Origin of the sequence: Aurantiacibacter atlanticus (assembly GCF_001077815.2) — a bacterium.
GTDB classification, from domain to species: domain Bacteria; phylum Pseudomonadota; class Alphaproteobacteria; order Sphingomonadales; family Sphingomonadaceae; genus Alteraurantiacibacter; species Alteraurantiacibacter atlanticus.
On the sequence record NZ_CP011310.1, the window covers coordinates 2,608,550 to 2,626,844 of the forward strand.

Below are 18,295 nucleotides of genomic sequence, written 5' to 3' on the forward strand. Positions count from 1 at the left end.
ACGAACGGGTTTGGAGCTTCGACGACTAACCCGACCTATATGGGGGATCCACTGTCGCGACGGGTCCATATGTCTTACTCGGAGACACTTAACCCGTGCAGGATGCCGGGCGACTACTCCCCTTCACCCTCCGCAGCGAAGCCCACGATGGGATCGACCTGACCGCGGGTGTAGCTGTGATAGCCGCCGCGCGTTTCGTCATAGATGCGCGTGGCGATAGGCTGGCCCCATGCGCCAGTGTCCCACAAGGCCTTGAACAGAGGTTCGACAAATTTGTTGCGGCCCACGCGCCCGAGGAACTCCTCGGCCTGAGGGATGACCGGACGATATTCATTGCGCAAGGCTGCCTCCAACCAGAGGAATAGCACTTCATTATTGCCCGCCTCCGACAGACCCAGCTCTTCATCAAGCGCGGCCAGCTGGGCATCACTCATGTCATCAGGCAATTCTTCCATGAAGCGGCGCTGTTCAAACGCGCTCCAGCCAGCCCATGCATCGGCCGTGGGGAGAGTGGCATCAGCGGCGTAAGCTGTGACGGCATCATCGACCGCGGCAAAGGCCTGGCGATCGGGCTGCACCACGTTTTCAGGAAGTCCGGTGCCGTAAACCCAAGCATCCAGCATCAGCGATTCTTCCAGCTCTGCATCGTCCGCGATCACGTGCTCGCGCAGATCGGCAATAAACATTTCGGAGGTGGCGGGCTCAAACGCATGACGATCAAACCAGCCGCGCATGAATTCATCAAATCGCTCGCGTCCGATGATGCTTTCCAGCGTATGCAGGAACAAGGCGCCCTTATCGTAAACGATGGCCGAACTATATTCGAGCGGGTTCAGTTCGGGGGGAGTGCGCAGCGCGGTGCGCGGATTGTCTTCGCCCAGCGCTTCCAGCGCTTCGCGCACGCCGGCAAATTCCAGCGCGCGTTCCTGCATGGCGCGGGTTTCGCCGAATACTTCTTCTGAAATGCGGTTGGTCAGGTAACTGGTCACGCCTTCGTTAAGCCAGCCATCGCGCCAACTGGCATAGGTGACGAGATTGCCCGACCAGCTATGCGCCAGCTCATGCGCGATCAGCCCGGTATTGGACCTGTCGCCCGCGATGAAAGTAGGGGTGAGAAAGGTCATCACCGGGTTTTCCATCCCGCCATAGGGGAAGGCAGGCGGCAAAACGATCATGTCATACCGGCCCCAGCGATATGGGCCGTAAATGCCCTCCGCAGCATTTATCATGGCCTCGGTATCGACCAGTTCGGCAGCGGCCTCTTCAATCATTTCAGGTTCGGACCACACGCCTGAACGCGGGCCGAGTTCGGCAAATTCAAGGTTCCCAGCAGCAATCGCGATCAGATAGGGCGGGATCGAATTCTCCATCACGAAGCTGTAAACGCGGCGCGCGGGTTGGCCGTCAGCGGCCTCCAGCTCTTCTGCATCGCCGCGGCTGATGCCGCTCATCACCACGGTCAGTGGATCGGGTACGGTAATCTTCGCTTCCCATGTCTGGCGGATACCCGGACTGTCCTGTGTCGGGATCCAGCTGCGGTTGAGAATGGCCTGCCCCTGGCTGAATACGAAGGGATGTTTGCCGCCCGCGGTCTGTTCGGCTTCGAGCCATTGCAGCGCCTCTGCACCCGATCCGCTGGCATAGGATATGACGATCTGCTGCAGGTCCGGCCCGGTCAGTTCGCCCAATTGCACCGTAATGGGTTCGCCCTTGCCGGGATCGTTTTCGCCAATTTCATAGGTTAGTTCATTGCCATTGCCATCGGTGATACCGCCGATCACAAGACCATTTGAATCGAGCACGATCTCCGTCGCGTCTTCGGCCTTCTGAATATCCAGCGTGGCAACACCTTCAACCTTCTGCCCCTCAAAATCGAGCGCAAGATCCAGCGCGACATGGGTAACCCGCGCGTCCAGAGGTTGCGCAAAGGTGAATTCGTCCAGCGCCTCTTCGCTCGTCAGAATGGGGGCGACGACCCGCTCTTGTTCAGGCAGATCATCTGCGGAACATCCCGCGACAAACAGGGCGGCAACACAAGCAAGGGCAGGAAAACGCATGAAATCTCCGGTCAGTTTTCGCTATTCAATAACCACACATAGGCATAGGCTGCGCTCGTGTCATCTGTCGAGGAAAGCTGTTTCGTGCTAAATGGAACATTGGCTAGATTGGCATGATTTGAACAGTCAGGCCGTGTCGCATGACAGGACAAGGTGGGATCTAGGATGACGCGGATACGACAATCGGCAACGCGGATTGGGTATGCCTTGGCCATACTTTCCGTGGCATTTGCTCCCCTGTCTGCAAGCGCGCAGGATGGCGATACGCCCGCGCAAGACGGCAGCGATGATATCGTGGTCGAAGGCGTGCTGGACGTGGACGGTGTAGAGGTGCTCCGGCAGGCGCGTGAGATAACTGCCCAGCGCAGCTCCACAGCCAAGCCGCTGGCCCGCTTCAACACTCCCATCTGTCCCGGCATCTGGGGCTTGGCCCCGGAAAATGCTCAATTATTGGTCGATCGCATTAATGAAGATGCGGATTGCCGCGCAAACATCTGGGTCATTTTCGTCGATGATCCCCATGCAAGCTATCACCAGATGCGCATCGAAGATGCCTTTTTGATGCAGGGGGTGAACATATGGGAAAGCCGCCGCATCCTTGAACAGGAAGGGCCCGCGCTGGCATGGAACGCGACCATCCTGCGCAACAATGAAGGTATTTCCAATTCCACCAGCGACGCCGCGATCAATCAGGTTTCATCCATGTCGCGGCTCGATACCGGAATGCGCAACGATATCGAAATCGCAGTGCTGTTGATGGAAAGGTCTGTGCTGGCCCGTCTGGATGCCTATGCGCTGGCCGATTACGCCACCATGCGACTGCTGGCCGATACCCGCGCACCCGAGACGAAGGCGAATATGGCACGATCCTGTCCCTCATGGGCGCAGAGGGAGTTGACCAAGCTTCCCCCACCGGCCTCACTCCGTTCGACATGGCCTATCTGCGCAGCCTCTACCGTGGCAGCGGCACATCGCCCTCTCGCCACGCGCATTCAAGCATGGATGATCTGATGGTAGAAGAAATGCTGCGCGACTAGACGCTGTGGCTGCGCCGGTTGCAAGCAGGTCTGGCTAATCCCACACCGCTTCTGGTGGCAGGCTCATCAGAATGGCGTCGATATTACCGCCGGTCTTGAGGCCGAACAGCGTTCCGCGATCATAGACAAGGTTGAATTCAGCATAGCGACCACGCCATTCAAGCTGCCGTTGCTTTTCCTCCCGCGTCCATTCCGTGTCCATGCGCCCTCTGACAAGCTGAGGGTATATATCCAGAAACGCTTCGCCCACATCGCGGGTGAAAGCCAGATTGCGTTCGAACGCAGGCTCATCCTCGCATTCCAGATGGTCGTAGAAAATTCCGCCTACCCCGCGATGCACGCTGCGGTGGGGGATGTAGAAATATTCGTCAGCCCATTTGCTGAATCGTTCGTAATAGGTGGGGTTGTGCGCGGCGCAGGCGGCCCGCAGCCGGGCGTGAAAGGCCTGCGTATCCTCTTTATAGGGAATCGGTGGATTAAGGTCCGCACCGCCGCCGAACCAAGCGGTTTGCGTGGTGAGGAAGCGGGTGTTCATATGCACCGCAGGGACATGCGGATTGGCCATATGCGCAACAAGACTGATGCCGGTGGCGGTGAATTGCGGATGGTCTTCGCTGGCACCGTTGATCTGTGCGGCAAACTGGGGATTGAACGCACCCGAAACGGTGCTGACATTCACCCCGACTTTCTCAAATACCTTGCCCTTCATCAGACCCTGAACGCCGCCGCCACCGTGCGATCCATCGTCCGTGTCGCGGTCCCATTCCTTATAGCCAAAGCCGGCATCCGATCCGGCATCGCGCTCTATCTCTTCAAAGGCGGAGCAAATGCGGTCACGCAAAGCTTCAAACCAGTTGCGAGCCTGTGCGGTCTGATCTTTCCATTCCATGATGATGTCTTGCCAAAGCCAGCGTCAGGCGGCAAGTGCGGTTCCATGGTTCCCGTTTCGTTCACCCTCCCCTTTTGCGGAGACGAATTTGTGCTTGTCCCGCAGGATGGCGGTGGGCGGGCGCTGTTCTGGCCACGCGAAAATGCGCTGCTGGTGGCTGATCTCCATCTCGAAAAGGCCAGTTTCTATGCCCGTCACGGCCAGATGCTGCCGCCTTATGACAGCCGCGAAACGCTTGAGCGGCTGGCCGATGCGATCCGCCTAACTGGTGCACGCAGGGTTTTCACCCTGGGCGATAATTTTCACGACTCGGCAGGCTCCGCCAGGCTTGAACCGCAGGCGAAAGGCATGCTGGCTGCACTCACGCGGGCAACCGACTGGGTGTGGATCACCGGCAATCACGATCCCGCAATGGAAGCAAGAAGCGGCGGCACGATAGCGACAGAGCTTTCTATCGGCGGCATGATCCTGCGCCACATGGCAAAGCCCGATGAGACACGGCCCGAACTGTCCGGCCATTTTCATCCGCGCGTACAGGTGAAAATGCGTGAACGCCGCATCCGCCGCGCCTGCGCTGTTGTCAGCCAGGACAATGCGGGCAGTGGGCGCATGATATTGCCAGCATTCGGAGCATTGACCGGTGGTATGAACGCGGCCGATCCAGCGATTCTCAAAGCGCTGCAACCTGCCAGTGAGATTGATGCTGTGGTGCCAGCGGGCAAGCGGTTGGCGCGTTTTCCGCTGTGGCGCAAGGATGGTTCGCGTCAGGCCGAAACGACTGCATAATCGCCTTGCAGGAGCGCGCCTTGGGGCAGCGCGTCGACCCACCGCCATGCACAGTGCAGGGTATCGCAGGAAAGCGGCAGCAACAAATCCCGCTGCATCGGCAAGAGTCCTACTGGCACTTTGGCCCATTTCCCCCTACATAGAGTCCACAACAACAATTGCCCAAGGAGCACAACCATACCACGTCCACCCCGCCGTTCGATGGCACCGCCGATTAAATCCGGCCCGAAATACGACAATCTCATCCAGTCCGACAAGGTCCGCGTCATCGATGGCGAAGGCGAAAACCTTGGCGTGATGTACACGAATGAAGCGATAGAGCAGGCCGCCGAAGCAGGTCTGAATCTCGTTGAGGTATCGCCAACCGCGAACCCGCCAGTGTGCAAGTTCCTTGATGTCGGCAAATATCGCTACGAGGCCCAGAAAAAGGCCAATGCGGCGCGCAAGACGCAGAAGACGCAAGACATCAAAGAAGTGAAGATGCGTCCCAACATCGATACCCATGATTACGATGTGAAGATGCGCAATGTGAACAAGTTCATCGACAATGGCGACAAGGTGAAAGTCACCTTGCGTTTTCGCGGACGTGAAATGGCGCACCAACATCTGGGCATGGATCTGCTCAAACGCGTGCAGGACGACATGGCCGAAACCGCCAAGATCGAGGCATTCCCCCGTCTCGAAGGCCGCCAGATGCTGATGGTGCTGGCGCCCAAATAGGATTGCAATTGTGAATGGCTGGCCGGCACGCATGCCGCTGCCGCCTTGACTGGCAAGATTTTGAAGGGCGCGCCGCTGGGTGCGCCCTTTTTGGTTGATGCCTGGACATTAGGATGCTGGCGGATAGTGCCGGTCTTCAATCCGCTATCTTCTGGCTACTGTGGCAAGAGGCGCACACAAGGCCCGCCTGGACTTTTGCAGCCGGTCAGCGCCGGACGTCGCGCCCGCCACGCTCGAAAGCAGCAAGGTCATCGCGGCTGAACAGTGGCATGTCCCCGGGGAGACTATGTTCCAGCACCGCTAGTCCAAGCCCTGCCCGTGCCATTGACATGACATCGGCCCCTTCGAGATATCCGTGCAACACACCGGCTGCAAAGGCATCGCCTGTGCCGATCCGGTCGATTATGCCGGTCACGTCAATCTCTCCTGTCTGGGCGCTGTCCTCTGGCAAATCGACGCGGGCGGCGATGCGGTGGTGATCGACATCGATCACATGCCGCGCGGTGGAGGCGATCAGGCGCAAATTGGGAAAGGTATCGAACCCGGCCTGCGCTGCTTCTCGCCGTCGATCCGGCCCATCCCCTGAAAAGCGCTGTCCGGTCAGCAGGCTGATATCCTGGTGATTGCCAAACATGATATCGGCATTGGAGATGATCTCGGTCAGGATTTCCTTGGGATTGCCATCCCATGCAGCCCATAATTGCGGGCGGAAATTGCCGTCGAAACTAATCGGGATGCCAGCCGACCGTGCAATTTTCGCCACTTCCATGACGGCATTTGCGCTATCCATGCCCAGCGCTGGCGTAATGCCCGATAAATGCAACAAACGTGCGCCATCAAGTGCGGCGGCAAAATCGAAATCCTCGGCCCTGGAACTGGCAAAGGTCGAACCTGCGCGATCATAGCTGATGGCCGATGCGCGAAGCCCCTGTCCCTGCTCCAGAAAGTAGAGGCCCATTCGTCCATCAGCATAGCTGACGAACCGCGTATCGACCCCGCGCGATGCCAGCGTGCCAAGTGCCAACCGCCCCAGCGGGTTATTGGCAACCCGGCTGATCATCATGGTCGGATGGCCAAGATGCGCAAGGCCGGCGAGGACATTAGCTTCCGCGCCACCCACTTCAACATCCAGAGATTGTGCCTGGGCGATCATCTTGCGACCGGGCGGTGTCAGCCGCAGCAGCAGTTCACCAAATCCGACAACGGAGCCCGTCTCGCCCTTCACTGGTCAAGCCGCCTGCAACAATGCAAATCTGCCAGAATAACAGCTGAACCTTTCATCAATTCCATCCCCCAATATGGACTTTCCAGTATCGCGGACTGCAAAGCCTGTATAGCACAAGCTGACCCGGCAAAGATCAGCCCTGCTGCCACAATTCCACCGGATTGCCGTCACAATCCGCGATCCGCGCAAAACTCCCTGCGCCTTCCATATCTTCGCGGTGCGTGGCATCAATTCCCGCACTTGCCAGCAGCGCCAGAAGCGGCTCCAGCCCTTCCACCCGCAAATTGAGCATCATCTGCCGGTCTTCCTGCCAGTAATCGGTATCGCGGGCGAAACCGGCAAAGACCATTGGCCCAGCCTCCTGCATCCACACCCATTCACCATCGGGCGTTGGCTGGCCGCTTTGCGTGGCTGCTATTCCCAGATGATCGCGATACCACGCGGCCAGCCGGGCGGGATCTTCGGATCGGATAAACAAGCCGCCTATCCCCAGAACCTTGCCCTCTGCCATTTATGCCTCCTTGCCCTGACCACGCGAATCCCTATCGTCAGCAGGGTATACCGGACGGATGGGGAAAACACAGGGCATGGCGGCGCAAGGCAGTGTTCCACCGCGCATAACGGGGCGGAAGATCGGCTTTTGGCTGGGCCCGGCGCTATTTGCATTGACCGTGCTGTTGCCGGCGCCTGACGGCATGACGGCGCCTGCATGGAATACGGCCGGACTGGTTGGCTGGATGGCAAGCTGGTGGATGACGCAGGCAGTCCCGCTCACCGCCACCGGCCTGCTTCCCTTCGTGGTATTGCCCTTTGCCAGTGCAGGAACCGCCCGCGAAGTAGCCAGCGATTATTACTCGCCGATCATTTTCCTTCTGCTTGGCGGCGCGTTTCTCGCCCTCGCCATCGAACGCACCGGGATGCACAAACGGCTCGCGTGCTGGATACTTGACCGGATTGGCGGGCGCGGTGGCAGCTTTGGCTTACTGCTCGGCTTCATGATAGCCGCGGCCATCCTTTCCAATATTATTTCCAACACCTCCACTACGCTGATCATGATGCCAATGGCGCTGGCGGTGCTGGCAGGCGGGACTGCGATGCGTCCTGATGGCTCTATCGACCAGTCCGGGCTTTCAGGCGCATTGCCGATGGGGCTGGCCTTTGCCGCCAGCATCGGTGGGCTAGGCACCATTATCGGATCACCCACCAATGCCATTGCCGTGGCACTGCTCCGCGATATTTCCGGCATGGAGATTACCTTTGCCAAATGGGCGTCCTATGGCGTGCCAGTGGTGCTACTGGGCATCCCGCTGGCAGCTTTCATCATATCGCGGGTGCAGCGCATTTCCGATCATCCTTTCGATGTGAAGGCTGCGCGCGAAGCCATTGATCCGCACGGACCCTGGAGCGTGGCGGAACGGCGGTTGGTGCCGGTGATTGCGCTGACCTTCATCGCATGGATGTTGCGCGGGTTTGCCGCGCCCTATTTTCCTGAAGGTTCCTTAACCGATGGCACGGTGGCGATTGCCTCCAGCTTCGCACTGTTCGTGCTGCCCGATGGCACGGGACGGCGCCTGCTGGAATGGCACGAAGCCAATCGCGCACCGTGGGATGTGCTGATGATGTTTGGCGGCGGACTTGCGTTGGCTGGCGCGATGACGCGCAGCGGGCTGGCAGACTGGCTTGGCAATGCTCTGCTGCCCCTGGCGACAGTTCCAGTTATCGTGATGGCAATAGCGATGGTGGCGATGGTGGTGCTGATCACCGAATTTGCCAGCAATGTTGCCACCGCCAGCGGCATTATGCCGGTCGTCGCCAGCCTTGCGGTGGCGATGGGCGGCGATCCAGTGCTGCTCGCTCTTCCCGTGGCACTTGCAGCCAGCTGGGGCTTTGTGCTGCCTGCTGGCACCGGCCCAAACGCCATCGCATGGGCCACAGGCCGCATTGCGCTGCCACGCCTGATCAAGGCAGGGCTTGTGCTGGATTTTGCAGGAGTTTTCCTGATCGTAGGTGTTGTCTTCGCGCTTGCGCCAATCCTTGGCTGAGGCTTGCGGGAATCGCTGCAGCGATCTAATTACCGATGTAACCAGATTGCCGGTGTAGTTGCGTTCCTGCGGAGGTTAGGAACGGGTGGCCCGGAACTCCTGCCTTTCCCCTGCCTTCCTAGGGGTGAGAACCTTTGTGAAGGAAGGATGCCATCATGGCCGACAATTCAAAGAATGATCCGCTTGGCGCTGTCACCACCCCCACCCCGCGCCGCAAGCCCAAGCCCGAAATCACTATTATCGGCGGGCGAGAACTGAAGCCGTCCACGCTGATGATGGGCCATGGTTATGATCCGGCCCTTTCCGAAGGATCGCTAAAGGCGCCGATCTTCCTTACCAGCACATTCGCTTTTGAAAGTGCAGCGGCTGGCAAGCGCCATTTCGAAGGCATCACCGGCAAGCGCGAAGGCGGCGCCGAAGGGCTTGTCTATTCCCGTTTCAACGGGCCAAACCAGGAAATCCTTGAAGACCGGCTGGCGATCTGGGACGGGGCGGAAGAAGCCTTGTGCTTTTCCAGCGGCATGACCGCGATTGCGGTATTGATACTGGCAGCCTGCAATGCGGGCGACGTGATCGTCCACTCCGGCCCGCTTTACGCGGCATCTGAAGGGTTTGTTGCCAAGGTCATGGCGAAATATGGCGTCACCTATATCGCCTTTCCCGCCGGCGCGAGCCGCGAAAAGCTGGACGAGGTGATGCAGGAAGCCAAGGCCAGGGCGAAAGAACAGGGCGGCGAAGTGCCGCTCATCTACCTCGAAAGCCCCGGCAACCCGACCAATGCTCTGGTCGATATCGAAGCGGTCAAGGCCGCGCGCGATGCGCATTTTGATCCTGCCCGCTGCCCCATCGCCATTGACAACACTTTTCTTGGCCCATTGTGGCAGCGCCCGCTGGAACATGGGGCAGATCTGGTAATCTATTCACTGACCAAATATGTCGGCGGGCATTCCGATCTGGTGGCAGGCAGCGTTTCAGGCGCCAAGAAATGGATCGATGCGATCCGCGCATTGCGCAACACCATGGGCGGAATTGCCGATCCCAACACCGCATGGATGTTGCTGCGGAGCCTCGAAACGGTGGAATTGCGGATGCAGCGCGCGGGTGAGAATGCGGCCAAGGTCTGCGCCATGCTGAAAAGCCATCCCAAGATCGAAGGCCTTGGCTATCTCGGCATGATCGAGGATGCACGCCAGCAGGACATTTATGATCGCCATTGCCTTGGCGCCGGCTCCACCTTCTCCGCCTTCATTAAGGGGGGCGAGGTAGAATGTTTCCGTTTCCTCGATGCGCTCAAGGTGGCCAAGCTGGCCGTCAGCCTTGGTGGTACAGAAACGCTGGCCAGTCATCCCGCCAGCATGACACACCTGTCCGTCGCCGAAAGTCGCCGTGCCGAATTGGGCATTTCGGATAATCTGGTGCGAATTTCGATCGGTATTGAAGACCCGGACGATCTGATCGCCGATTTCGAGCAGGCGCTGGAAGCCGTCTGACAGCGCGATTGTGACCAAGTTCCAAACGCCGCTTGCCCCAAGCCCTTCCAGACAGCTAAGGGAAAGGTCGAGCGGCTTATGGGCCGGAAAACAGCAAATATGGACGGAAACAACGTGATCCGGAAAATCGGTCTTCTGCTTGGTGTCGCAGCTTGCGGCGCACTCGTAACCTCTTGCGGCGGGGACGACGATGACCCCACTCCAACACCGACAGGCAGCAGCACGCCAACGCCATCGCCCACCTCGTCTGAACTCAGTCTCACAGCAGATTTCACCGCGAGCAGTGGCAATGCTAATTATATCTACGCATTCTTCACGCCCGATACCGGCGGGACCGAGGTCTTCAACGGCGGCAGCCGGATCAATGGCAACGGCGTTATCGAATTCGTCGCATCGCCCGATAGCGCCAGCTTCATTTTCCCCGACCTCAGCGAGGCGGCTGTGTTTGGCGCTGCCGAATTCGTCAGCGTTTCGGCCACGCAACGGTTTTACCAGATGGGCACCGCTGCATTGACCATGTTCCTTCCGGATGAGGAAGTGATGCGCGTTACCTATGATCTGGACGATCAGCCCTTTACCAGAAATTCTGTGGAAGGCACCTTGCGCAGCCGCCGTTCCGCGATCTTCTTCAGCCCCGTCACCACCACTACCGATATCGCTTCTACGCTGACTTATAGCGGCGATATAGACGTGGCAGGCGGCGATCCGGGCGTTACGGCTGCGGACACGGTTTCAGCACCGCAGACCACCTTCACCGTCACCCCGGGGACTGACGACACGATAAGCGGCACCATTGCCATTTTCGAGACGGTCGCTTCCACTCAGACACAAATTGCATCGTTTGAGATCAGCGCCAAGGTGGGCGCCGGGGGGACTTTTGACGGCGCGATCAGTGATACGACCTATGCGCTCACCGGCAATTATGTGGGTGCGCTTGCAGGCGATGACCGCGAAGAAGTGTTCATTATCTTCTCTGCAATCGACAGCGATCCCGACGATGATGATGACCGCGTATTTGTCGGCAGCTATATCGGCAATTAGTAACTGCGTGACGAGGTTGCTGTCTCAGCTTTGCCGCATGCTTGCGGCATCCGTCGCATAACCACATTCCGTGGTGATTATCGGATGGAGGTAATAGCCTTCATTGGAATGGAGACGATTGCCGTAATCACTCAGCCCCGGGCGGCGGCGGCGGCCGCGGTGAAAGCACCGGCGGTGGTGGCGGAGTTGCACCAATTCGCAAAGGAACCGCAGAGGGTCGAATTTGCAGCGGCTCGGCATTTCGTGCCGCCTCAACCTCGCGCTCGCCCTCAGCGCGCTCCGCTTCTTCCATTGCGTCGGTCCAGCGAATGAACTGGCCGACTGTCCCAAGTGACTGCGCTTCGAGGTGATTTTCATCCAGTAGCCGCAGGATAGCGCCTCCATGGGCGATCTTTCTGTAAGCTTGGATTGCTGGCGTATCCATGCACCCTGCCAGCGTCGATGTCATCATGCGCTCTCCAGTAACTGGATCGGCTTCACCACTGTAATTCCAGTAATTGCATCCATCACGGCCTGCGACGATTTCGCCGCTTTGCACGGTCACGCTCATGCGCTCTGCGGATACATCCTCGCCATTGATAGTGAGTAAACGCCAGGTGCCGCGTTCAGGCCCATCAAACCAACCGCGCCAGTCAGGCCCATGCACACCCGCCAGCCCCAGCATTACGGAACCCATCGCCAACAGCAAGGCAGGCAAAATCAGCCGGACAGTCCATTTTTCAAAAGAACCGCCCCTATTGGGTCGTGTAGGCCGGTTCAGCCGCGCCACTCGCGCCGTTCCTCGGCCGATTTCAATATCTCATAGGACAGTTGCAGCTTTTGAAACTCTGCTGCTGCGTCGGCATCGCCGGGCTTTACATCGGGGTGGACCTTTTTCGCACGGGCGCGCCATTCGCGCTTGATCGCATCAAAATCGGCATCGGCTTCCAGCTCGAATACCTCGAGTGCGCGCATTTCATCTGCCGAGCGTGATCCATCACCGCTGCCGCCCCAACCATAATGCTGCGCTTCTGCATAACCGGCGTTTTCGGCCTGTTCGGATTTCGCGCGGCGGGCGGCCTCTTCCTTGTCCAGCCCTTCGAAATAATCCCAACCCTTATTGTATTCAGCCGCGTGCTTTTCGCAGAAATACCAGCGGTCCTTGCTGTTGGGGCTCTTGGGAGCGGGGCATTTACCCGGCTGATCACATCCGTGGCGGTCGCACAGGCGCACCTCCACCGTATCACGGCTTGATCCATATCCACGCCAGCGCGGGAATCCCCAATCGGAAGAGCGGCGCGCAGCCATCAGTAAATGTCAAACAAGGTCAGCATTGCGCTCCTATAGGGGCATAGATCCGCTTCGTGAACCAGCCAGTTTATGGGTCAGCAAAACCAGCAGGGCGCGGCGGTGGAAACCGCCGCGCCCGATATGAACCGGCCAGCCATCGCAAAGCTGAGTCCGGCGCTGGTTGATCTGATCGAATAATCAGCGGCTGATCATCACCGTTACGGAACGGCGGTTGCGCGCCCATGCAGATTCATCCGATCCGGTCGCAATCGGCCGTTCCTCGCCATAGCTGACGGTGCGCAGACGGTTTTCCGGCACGCCCAGGCTGACGAGATAATTCTTGGCGGAGTTGGCACGGCGTTCACCCAGCGCGAGGTTGTAATCGCGTGTGCCGCGTTCATCAGCATGGCCTTCGACCGTGGCGGTGGAACTGTTATATTGCAGCATATATTCTGCCTGACGGCGAAGCGCGGCCATGTCTTCATTGTCGATGTTATAGCGATCGGTCTCGAAGTAAATCGTGTCTGCGCCAGACATGGCAGAAGCGAAATGCGCCTGCGATCCGGGCGGATTGCTTACCGGTGCGGGCGCAGGTGTCGGCGTCGGTGTTGAAACATCTGCCGGTGGCGGCGGCGTGGTGACGGGCGGCTCTTTCTTGCAGGCGCTGAGCGCAAGAGCGCTGGAAATTGTCAAAGCAATAACAATGCGATTCATGATGGCTCTCCTTGAACCGGGAAAAACAGGTCTGCTGTTGTTTTTGCGAACCCTCGAGGAACTAACGCACTTACGGCAAAACCGGTCCCCAAGCCGGGTCTGACGCCCCTACCGGCGTGCGCAGTCGACGTTCATTTTCTCCGGTCAGGTCAACCTGCCAGATCGAAGTGTCGCCGGAATTGCGTTCGGTCCGGAAGAACTGGATGATGCGGCCATTGGGCGCCCAGCTGGGGGCCTCGTCATGCCATGCATTGGTAAGCCGGCGCATGTTGCTCCCTTGCGGGGTCATCACGGCGATGCGGAAGTCGCCAGCGATATGGGTAAAGGCGATCTGGTCGCCGCGCGGGCTCCATTCAGGTGTGGCGCAGCGCCCGCCAAAGAAGCTGATGCGCCGTTCGCCACTGCCATCGGCATTCATAACATAGCATTGCTGTGAACCGGATTTGTCGCTTTCAAACACGATCTGGCGGCCATCGGGCGAATATGATCCGCCCACTTCGATAGCCGGGCTGTCAGTCAGACGCAGCGGTGTGCCGCCGCCCTCTGCGGAAACGCGATAGATGTCTGTATTGCCGCTCACCGCCATAGAATAAAGGATATAGCGGCCATCGGGGCTCCAGCGCGGGGCGAAGGTCGGATTGCCGCTTTGCGTTACCAATGTCTGGCGGCCACTATCGATATGATAGACATAGATACGCGGATTACCATCGACATAGGAGAGATAGGCAATACGCGAATAATCGGGAGAATAGCGCGGGGTCAGTGCAGTTGACTGGCCATTGGTGATGAAACGGTGATTGGCACCGTCGCTATCCATGATGGCCAAGCGCTTCACACGGTTTTCCTTGGGACCGGTTTCGGCGATATAGGCAATGCGGCTGTCGAAGAACGGGCTTTCACCGGACAGGCGCGAATAGACAAGGTCAGCGCAGCGGTGAGCAGCGCGGCGCCAGTCATTGGGTGCAACCACCCAGCCTTCCCGCACCAGCTCGTTCTGCAAGGCAACGTCATAAAGATAACAACCCACCGTCAGCCGTCCGTCTGCATTGGCACGGACATAACCGTGGACCAGCATCTCTGCCGATCTCCCATGCCACGTGTTCCACGCGGGCGCGGTGATCTGGCCATAAGAAGGACGTGGCAGGGCATCGGGCCCAACAGGTCGAAACAGCCCATTGAAGCGCAAATCATTAAACACGATACGCGCCAGCTCAATGCCCAGCGCCTGGGTGCCCTGCGTATTGGCAGGGGTTGGCACATCGGCATTGGTGGCAAATGCGGCAATCGCAATGCCGGTATCCTGCCAGGCAGAATCATCGGTTACGGTGCCGCGCAGTGGCCCGTCATCGTCGTCCTGTGCGCTCGCCGTCTGCTGGGTTGCAGGCTGCGCATTAGTGGACTGGGGCGTCGCCGCCGCAGGAGCAGCGAAGATCAGCATGAATGTGGCAAACAGGGAAACGGACTTCATCAGAGCCTCCGGTCGAAATCCCACTCCAGATCATCCCACTGAGTGTAGAACTGATTGGGCAGGTTGAAAGGTGCAGCAAGCGTCACTGCTCGAATAGCACGTTCGCAGTGCAGCGCCGCTTGCGGATGGTTGGAATCATTGACGCCGCGCTGGGTCACGCAACGCGGCCTTCCGCTGAGCGAGCCGTCACGGTTGAGGCTCCATGCCACTACGGTCACGAGCTGATCGACATCAACGCCCGATGGCGAGGTCCAGTGCGGGCGGATTTGCCGCGTGATAGCAGAGGCGAGCGATGCGCGTTCTGCGCTGCCGAAAGTGGCCGCGGGTGAGCCGCTATTGCCATCAGACATACTGCTGCCTTCAAGGAAATTGTCACCGATCCTGCTGCCACCAGCCCGCTGTGTGGCGGTAGCAGTGGGAGTTGGCGTGGGACGCTGGGTCGCACGCGCCGTTGATGTTGGTGCAGGCGTTGGACGCGCGCTTGATCGCGCTGTCGGCGGCGTGGTTGGCACCGGACGCGGCGCAGTGGTGGGCACCGGGCGCGGCTCCACCGGCGGCATTTCGATCACTTCCTGCGGCGGCTGCGGAAGTTCGGTGATGACGGGCGCGAAGCTGGCAGCAGGCTGCGCCGATGGATCTGGCGCGGTCGATTCCATGCTGATTTCTGTCGCCAGGCTCACATCAACCCGTTCAGGCGGCGTGGGCACGGGCAATTCCCGCCCGATCTGCATCGACAGGGCAATTGCCAGCGCGACATGCGCCACGACCGCCGCGCCAATGCCAACGCGCTCTTCAGTGGAAAGGTCAGCCAAAGCAGCCATCGTTGCCTGCGCTTATGGCTCTTCGGCTGAACCGGTGGTGACCAGCGAGATGGAATTGAAACCGGCACGATTCAACTCTCCCATCACGGCCATTGCACGGCCCCAGTCGATATTGCGGTCAGCGCGCAAATTCACCAGCGGGCGCTCTCCCCCCTCCGGCCCCGCCAGCGATTCCAGCGCACGGGGCAGATAGCCTTTTTCAATGCGTTGATCGTCAATATAGACAAAGCCCTCGCGATCGATGGCAACCGTCACCTGGTCAGGCGTCTGATCAATCGGGTTGGCGCGGCTTTCGGGAAGGTCCACCGGCACGCCGCTTGCCAGCAGCGGCGCGGTGACCATGAAGATGATCAGCAGCACCAGCATCACATCGACAAATGGCGTGACGTTGATTTCCGCCATCGGCGCACGGCGCGCACCGCGACCCTTGCGGCGCGAGGCAAGCCCCATCGCCATTAGAGGCCTTCCATGTCGCGGCTGATCTGTGCGTGGACGCGGTCACCAAAGCGCATCAGGCGTGACTCGAATCCGTTCACCGTATTGGACAGCCGGTTATAGGCAATCACTGCGGGAATGGCGGCAAAGAGGCCGATGGCGGTAGCAAAAAGCGCCTCTGCAATGCCGGGTGCCACCACGGCGAGAGAGGAGTTTTCCTGCAACCCGATCTGGAAAAAGCTGTTCATGATGCCCCAGACGGTGCCGAACAAGCCCACAAAAGGCGCAACAGAGCCGACCGTGGCGAGGAAGTTGAGCCGATCTGCCATCTTGTCCGATTCCAGCGCCACCTGCCCTTCCATCGATTGCGCGACGCGGGCACGCGCGGCCTCGTGATCCTTCAACCCCGCTTTGTGCGAGCGGCGGAATTCACCGATCCCGGCAGCGGCCACGCGGGCCGAGGGGTTATCCTTGCGGCGGCGCGCGTCGAGCAGCGAATCGACATCGTCATTCGACCAGAACTCCTCCTCGAATGCATCGCATCTGCGGCGCGTGTTGCCCATGCGAAGACTGAAACCGAAGATAATGGCCCACACCCAGACCGACGCCAATATCAGGCCGATGATAACAATCTGGACGACGATATCGGCCTGCATGAACAGCTCTATCGGATCGAGCCTGGTGGGCGCTGCCGGAGTGATTGCTGCAAGAGTGGTCAAAACGCTCATTCAGGCTCTTTCTCGATAAAGCTGGCAAAGGCGGCACGCCAAGCCTCTGGCTGGCGCCTTGGCCGGCCGTTGGATGCAAGAAACGCGGCAATAATGTCTATTTCAGCCAGAACTTCAGCGCCGCGAAGGATAGTCTGGTGCATACGCGCACTGGCTGCCCTCAGTTCCGTGCAACGCGTCTCCACGATCAGCACATCATCAAACCGGGCGGGACGGCGCCATTTGATATTGGCCTCTGACACGGCGTAAAAGCCATCACCCGCTTCAAAGGCAGCACGTTGATCTATGCCAAGCAGGCGCAGGATATCACTGCGCGCCCTTTCGCACCATTTGAGATAATTGGCATGATAGGCGATGCCGGACAGGTCAGTATCCTCAAAGAAGACGCGCACCGGATAGTGGTGACGCGACCCCACGATTTGGCCGGAGGGTGGCTGCATTTGCTCGTTCATTTCTGAACAGCGGCTTACAGGTCCGCGCGCTTAGAAAAAAGGGGGTTTTACGCCATTCCGAGTCAATTTCGGGACAGGCGGCGCAAGGCCTTGTTTCAGACTGAAAACCTGTCAGCGGGCGAGCATCGGACCCAGAGGACCGCCGCCAAAGAGATGCACATGCAGATGCGCCACTTCCTGCCCGCCATTGCGGCCAATATTGGCAAGCAGGCGATAGCCGCGCACGACCAGCCCGTTATCGCGCGCCACCGTGCCCACTGCACGCACAAATCCGGCGATTTCCTCTGCCGAAGCCTTGGCTGAAAAATCATCCCAGCTGACATATTCGCCCTTGGGTATCACCAATATGTGCACATCGGCCTGCGGATTGATATCATGGAAGGCCAGCGCGTGCTCGTCCTCATAGACCTTGTTGCAAGGGATCTCGTCGCGCAGCATTTTGGCGAAGATATTGTCAGGATCATAGGCGGCAGTCGGATCGATGGGCATCGTCAGTTGTTCCTGGCAGCTTTTTCATCAAGACCGGAAATGCCTTCACGCCGATCCAGTTCCGTCAGCACGTCTGCCAGCGAGACATCTTTCGCGCCCAGCAGGACAAGCAGGTGGAATAACAGATCAGCCGCCTCGCCGGTAAGGTCCTGCCGACTGCCCAAAAGCGCGGCGATCACAGCTTCTGTTGCTTCCTCACCCAGCTTCTGCGCCATTTTGGGCAGGCCCTTGGCGTGCAGGCTGGCAACATAGCTTTCATCGGGCGATGCGGCGCGGCGCTGCGCAATCGTGGCTTCCAGGCGGGTGAGAGTATCCATCGGCGCTGGCAATGCGCGAAGCGGCGGCATCGCGTCAAGCGATGTGTTCGGCCAAAACAGTAGCGTTTATTCGTCCCGGTCGGATTTCCGCATGGATAAGCGGCGGCCAATAATGACCCCGATTGCGCCCAGCGCAAACAGCGTCATGCTTGATGCTTCTGGTATTTGCGCAGTGCCGCTGCCCGCAGCCGGGGCGGCCAAGATAAGCAGAATAGCTGAGAAGAACATGCGGTGGATCATCAGGAGATCGTAATCCGCCTTCGAAATGAGTCGCACAATCATGGTAGCGCTGCTGTCCCGTAGCGGGACCGCAGT

At 59.1% G+C, this 18,295-nt stretch carries 21 protein-coding genes; 6 read left to right on the plus strand and 15 right to left on the minus strand.

Features of this window, described 5'->3' with window-relative positions:
• Positions 1–113: 113 nt before the first annotated feature.
• On the minus strand, positions 114–2,057 hold the full coding sequence (locus CP97_RS12695; RefSeq protein ID WP_048886259.1) for a M1 family metallopeptidase: 1,944 nt from the start codon (positions 2,055–2,057) through the stop codon (positions 114–116).
• A gap of 165 nt (positions 2,058–2,222) precedes the next feature.
• On the opposite strand from CP97_RS12695, the gene CP97_RS12700 reads away from it, so the two are divergent.
• A complete protein-coding gene (locus CP97_RS12700; RefSeq protein WP_063612437.1) occupies positions 2,223–3,068 on the plus strand; it encodes a hypothetical protein in 846 nt (281 codons plus the stop codon).
• A 60-nt stretch (positions 3,069–3,128) separates the two neighbouring features.
• Here the strand turns inward: CP97_RS12700 and hemF are convergent, their stop codons facing one another.
• Positions 3,129–3,983: an oxygen-dependent coproporphyrinogen oxidase gene (hemF, locus tag CP97_RS12705; RefSeq protein ID WP_082863824.1), complete on the minus strand. Its 855-nt coding sequence runs from the start codon at positions 3,981–3,983 to the stop codon at positions 3,129–3,131.
• Between the two features lie 45 nt (positions 3,984–4,028).
• Between hemF and pdeM the strand changes: the two genes are divergently transcribed.
• Together pdeM and infC are read left to right on the plus strand one after the other, a co-directional pair.
• Positions 4,029–4,769, plus strand: a complete 741-nt coding sequence (gene pdeM / locus CP97_RS12710; protein WP_048886262.1) for a ligase-associated DNA damage response endonuclease PdeM — start codon at positions 4,029–4,031, stop codon at positions 4,767–4,769.
• A gap of 201 nt (positions 4,770–4,970) precedes the next feature.
• Positions 4,971–5,489, plus strand: a complete 519-nt coding sequence (infC, locus tag CP97_RS12715) for a translation initiation factor IF-3 (RefSeq protein WP_048886263.1) — start codon at positions 4,971–4,973, stop codon at positions 5,487–5,489.
• A 205-nt stretch (positions 5,490–5,694) separates the two neighbouring features.
• On the opposite strand, the gene CP97_RS12720 is transcribed toward infC, so the two are convergent.
• Positions 5,695–6,714, minus strand: a complete 1,020-nt coding sequence (locus CP97_RS12720; RefSeq protein WP_082863825.1) for a sugar kinase — start codon at positions 6,712–6,714, stop codon at positions 5,695–5,697.
• A 133-nt stretch (positions 6,715–6,847) separates the two neighbouring features.
• Positions 6,848–7,225 carry a VOC family protein gene (locus CP97_RS12725; RefSeq protein WP_048886264.1) on the minus strand — a complete coding sequence of 126 codons (378 nt, stop codon included), beginning with the start codon at positions 7,223–7,225 and terminating at the stop codon, positions 6,848–6,850.
• A 58-nt stretch (positions 7,226–7,283) separates the two neighbouring features.
• Here CP97_RS12725 and CP97_RS12730 point away from each other — a divergent pair, with 58 nt between their 5' ends.
• The 3 genes from CP97_RS12730 (at position 7,284) to CP97_RS12740 (ending at position 11,287) form a co-directional block, all read left to right on the plus strand.
• On the plus strand, positions 7,284–8,756 hold the full coding sequence (locus tag CP97_RS12730) for an SLC13 family permease (RefSeq protein WP_227819599.1): 1,473 nt from the start codon (positions 7,284–7,286) through the stop codon (positions 8,754–8,756).
• A gap of 155 nt (positions 8,757–8,911) precedes the next feature.
• Entirely contained in the window at positions 8,912–10,246 is a 1,335-nt protein-coding gene (locus CP97_RS12735) for a cystathionine gamma-synthase family protein (RefSeq protein WP_048886265.1), read from the plus strand.
• A 114-nt stretch (positions 10,247–10,360) separates the two neighbouring features.
• Positions 10,361–11,287 carry a hypothetical protein gene (locus tag CP97_RS12740; protein ID WP_149036476.1) on the plus strand — a complete coding sequence of 309 codons (927 nt, stop codon included), beginning with the start codon at positions 10,361–10,363 and terminating at the stop codon, positions 11,285–11,287.
• A gap of 127 nt (positions 11,288–11,414) precedes the next feature.
• Here CP97_RS12740 and CP97_RS12745 read toward each other — a convergent pair whose 3' ends face one another.
• From CP97_RS12745 to CP97_RS12795, 11 genes are all read right to left on the minus strand, one after another.
• Positions 11,415–12,056 carry an META domain-containing protein gene (locus CP97_RS12745; RefSeq protein WP_048886267.1) on the minus strand — a complete coding sequence of 214 codons (642 nt, stop codon included), beginning with the start codon at positions 12,054–12,056 and terminating at the stop codon, positions 11,415–11,417.
• Positions 12,044–12,577 (minus strand): J domain-containing protein, encoded by a 534-nt coding sequence (locus CP97_RS12750; RefSeq protein WP_149036477.1) that lies wholly within the window; start codon positions 12,575–12,577, stop codon positions 12,044–12,046. Before CP97_RS12750 ends, CP97_RS12745 begins: the two co-directional genes overlap by 13 nt.
• A gap of 177 nt (positions 12,578–12,754) precedes the next feature.
• Positions 12,755–13,270, minus strand: a complete 516-nt coding sequence (pal, locus tag CP97_RS12755; protein ID WP_048886269.1) for a peptidoglycan-associated lipoprotein Pal — start codon at positions 13,268–13,270, stop codon at positions 12,755–12,757.
• A 70-nt stretch (positions 13,271–13,340) separates the two neighbouring features.
• Positions 13,341–14,738 carry a Tol-Pal system beta propeller repeat protein TolB gene (gene tolB, locus CP97_RS12760; RefSeq protein ID WP_048886270.1) on the minus strand — a complete coding sequence of 466 codons (1,398 nt, stop codon included), beginning with the start codon at positions 14,736–14,738 and terminating at the stop codon, positions 13,341–13,343.
• On the minus strand, positions 14,738–15,559 hold the full coding sequence (locus tag CP97_RS12765) for a cell envelope integrity TolA family protein (RefSeq protein ID WP_048886271.1): 822 nt from the start codon (positions 15,557–15,559) through the stop codon (positions 14,738–14,740). The genes tolB and CP97_RS12765 overlap by 1 nt, the downstream gene beginning before the upstream one ends.
• Positions 15,560–15,571: 12 nt before the next feature.
• Complete coding sequence (locus tag CP97_RS12770) at positions 15,572–16,015, minus strand: ExbD/TolR family protein (protein ID WP_048886272.1); 444 nt, start codon at positions 16,013–16,015, stop codon at positions 15,572–15,574.
• On the minus strand, positions 16,015–16,722 hold the full coding sequence (tolQ, locus tag CP97_RS12775; protein ID WP_048886273.1) for a protein TolQ: 708 nt from the start codon (positions 16,720–16,722) through the stop codon (positions 16,015–16,017). The genes CP97_RS12770 and tolQ overlap by 1 nt, the downstream gene beginning before the upstream one ends.
• Entirely contained in the window at positions 16,719–17,162 is a 444-nt protein-coding gene (locus CP97_RS12780) for a YbgC/FadM family acyl-CoA thioesterase (RefSeq protein WP_149036478.1), read from the minus strand. The genes tolQ and CP97_RS12780 overlap by 4 nt, the downstream gene beginning before the upstream one ends.
• 123 nt (positions 17,163–17,285) lie before the next feature.
• Positions 17,286–17,663, minus strand: a complete 378-nt coding sequence (locus CP97_RS12785) for a histidine triad nucleotide-binding protein (RefSeq protein WP_048886275.1) — start codon at positions 17,661–17,663, stop codon at positions 17,286–17,288.
• Between the two features lie 2 nt (positions 17,664–17,665).
• On the minus strand, positions 17,666–17,980 hold the full coding sequence (locus tag CP97_RS12790) for a phosphoribosyl-ATP diphosphatase (RefSeq protein ID WP_048887002.1): 315 nt from the start codon (positions 17,978–17,980) through the stop codon (positions 17,666–17,668).
• 66 nt (positions 17,981–18,046) lie between these two features.
• Entirely contained in the window at positions 18,047–18,262 is a 216-nt protein-coding gene (locus CP97_RS12795) for a PEP-CTERM sorting domain-containing protein (protein ID WP_048886276.1), read from the minus strand.
• Between the last annotated feature and the right edge of the window lie 33 nt (positions 18,263–18,295).

Coding starts and splice junctions, on each gene's coding strand:
- CP97_RS12795 (WP_048886276.1), bottom strand. CDS start 18,262: ATGATTGTGCGACTCATTTCGAAGGCGGATTACGATCTCCTGATGATC.
- CP97_RS12785 (WP_048886275.1), bottom strand. CDS start 17,663: ATGCCCATCGATCCGACTGCCGCCTATGATCCTGACAATATCTTCGCC.
- CP97_RS12730 (WP_227819599.1), top strand. CDS start 7,284: ATGGGGAAAACACAGGGCATGGCGGCGCAAGGCAGTGTTCCACCGCGC.
- CP97_RS12700 (WP_063612437.1), top strand. CDS start 2,223: ATGACGCGGATACGACAATCGGCAACGCGGATTGGGTATGCCTTGGCC.
- CP97_RS12780 (WP_149036478.1), bottom strand. CDS start 17,162: ATGCAGCCACCCTCCGGCCAAATCGTGGGGTCGCGTCACCACTATCCG.
- CP97_RS12770 (WP_048886272.1), bottom strand. CDS start 16,015: ATGGCGATGGGGCTTGCCTCGCGCCGCAAGGGTCGCGGTGCGCGCCGT.
- infC (WP_048886263.1), top strand. CDS start 4,971: ATGGCACCGCCGATTAAATCCGGCCCGAAATACGACAATCTCATCCAG.
- CP97_RS12790 (WP_048887002.1), bottom strand. CDS start 17,980: ATGGATACTCTCACCCGCCTGGAAGCCACGATTGCGCAGCGCCGCGCC.
- tolB (WP_048886270.1), bottom strand. CDS start 14,738: ATGAAGTCCGTTTCCCTGTTTGCCACATTCATGCTGATCTTCGCTGCT.
- CP97_RS12695 (WP_048886259.1), bottom strand. CDS start 2,057: ATGCGTTTTCCTGCCCTTGCTTGTGTTGCCGCCCTGTTTGTCGCGGGA.
- CP97_RS12735 (WP_048886265.1), top strand. CDS start 8,912: ATGGCCGACAATTCAAAGAATGATCCGCTTGGCGCTGTCACCACCCCC.
- CP97_RS12765 (WP_048886271.1), bottom strand. CDS start 15,559: ATGGCTGCTTTGGCTGACCTTTCCACTGAAGAGCGCGTTGGCATTGGC.
- hemF (WP_082863824.1), bottom strand. CDS start 3,983: ATGGAATGGAAAGATCAGACCGCACAGGCTCGCAACTGGTTTGAAGCT.
- tolQ (WP_048886273.1), bottom strand. CDS start 16,722: ATGAGCGTTTTGACCACTCTTGCAGCAATCACTCCGGCAGCGCCCACC.
- pal (WP_048886269.1), bottom strand. CDS start 13,270: ATGAATCGCATTGTTATTGCTTTGACAATTTCCAGCGCTCTTGCGCTC.
- CP97_RS12725 (WP_048886264.1), bottom strand. CDS start 7,225: ATGGCAGAGGGCAAGGTTCTGGGGATAGGCGGCTTGTTTATCCGATCC.
- pdeM (WP_048886262.1), top strand. CDS start 4,029: ATGGTTCCCGTTTCGTTCACCCTCCCCTTTTGCGGAGACGAATTTGTG.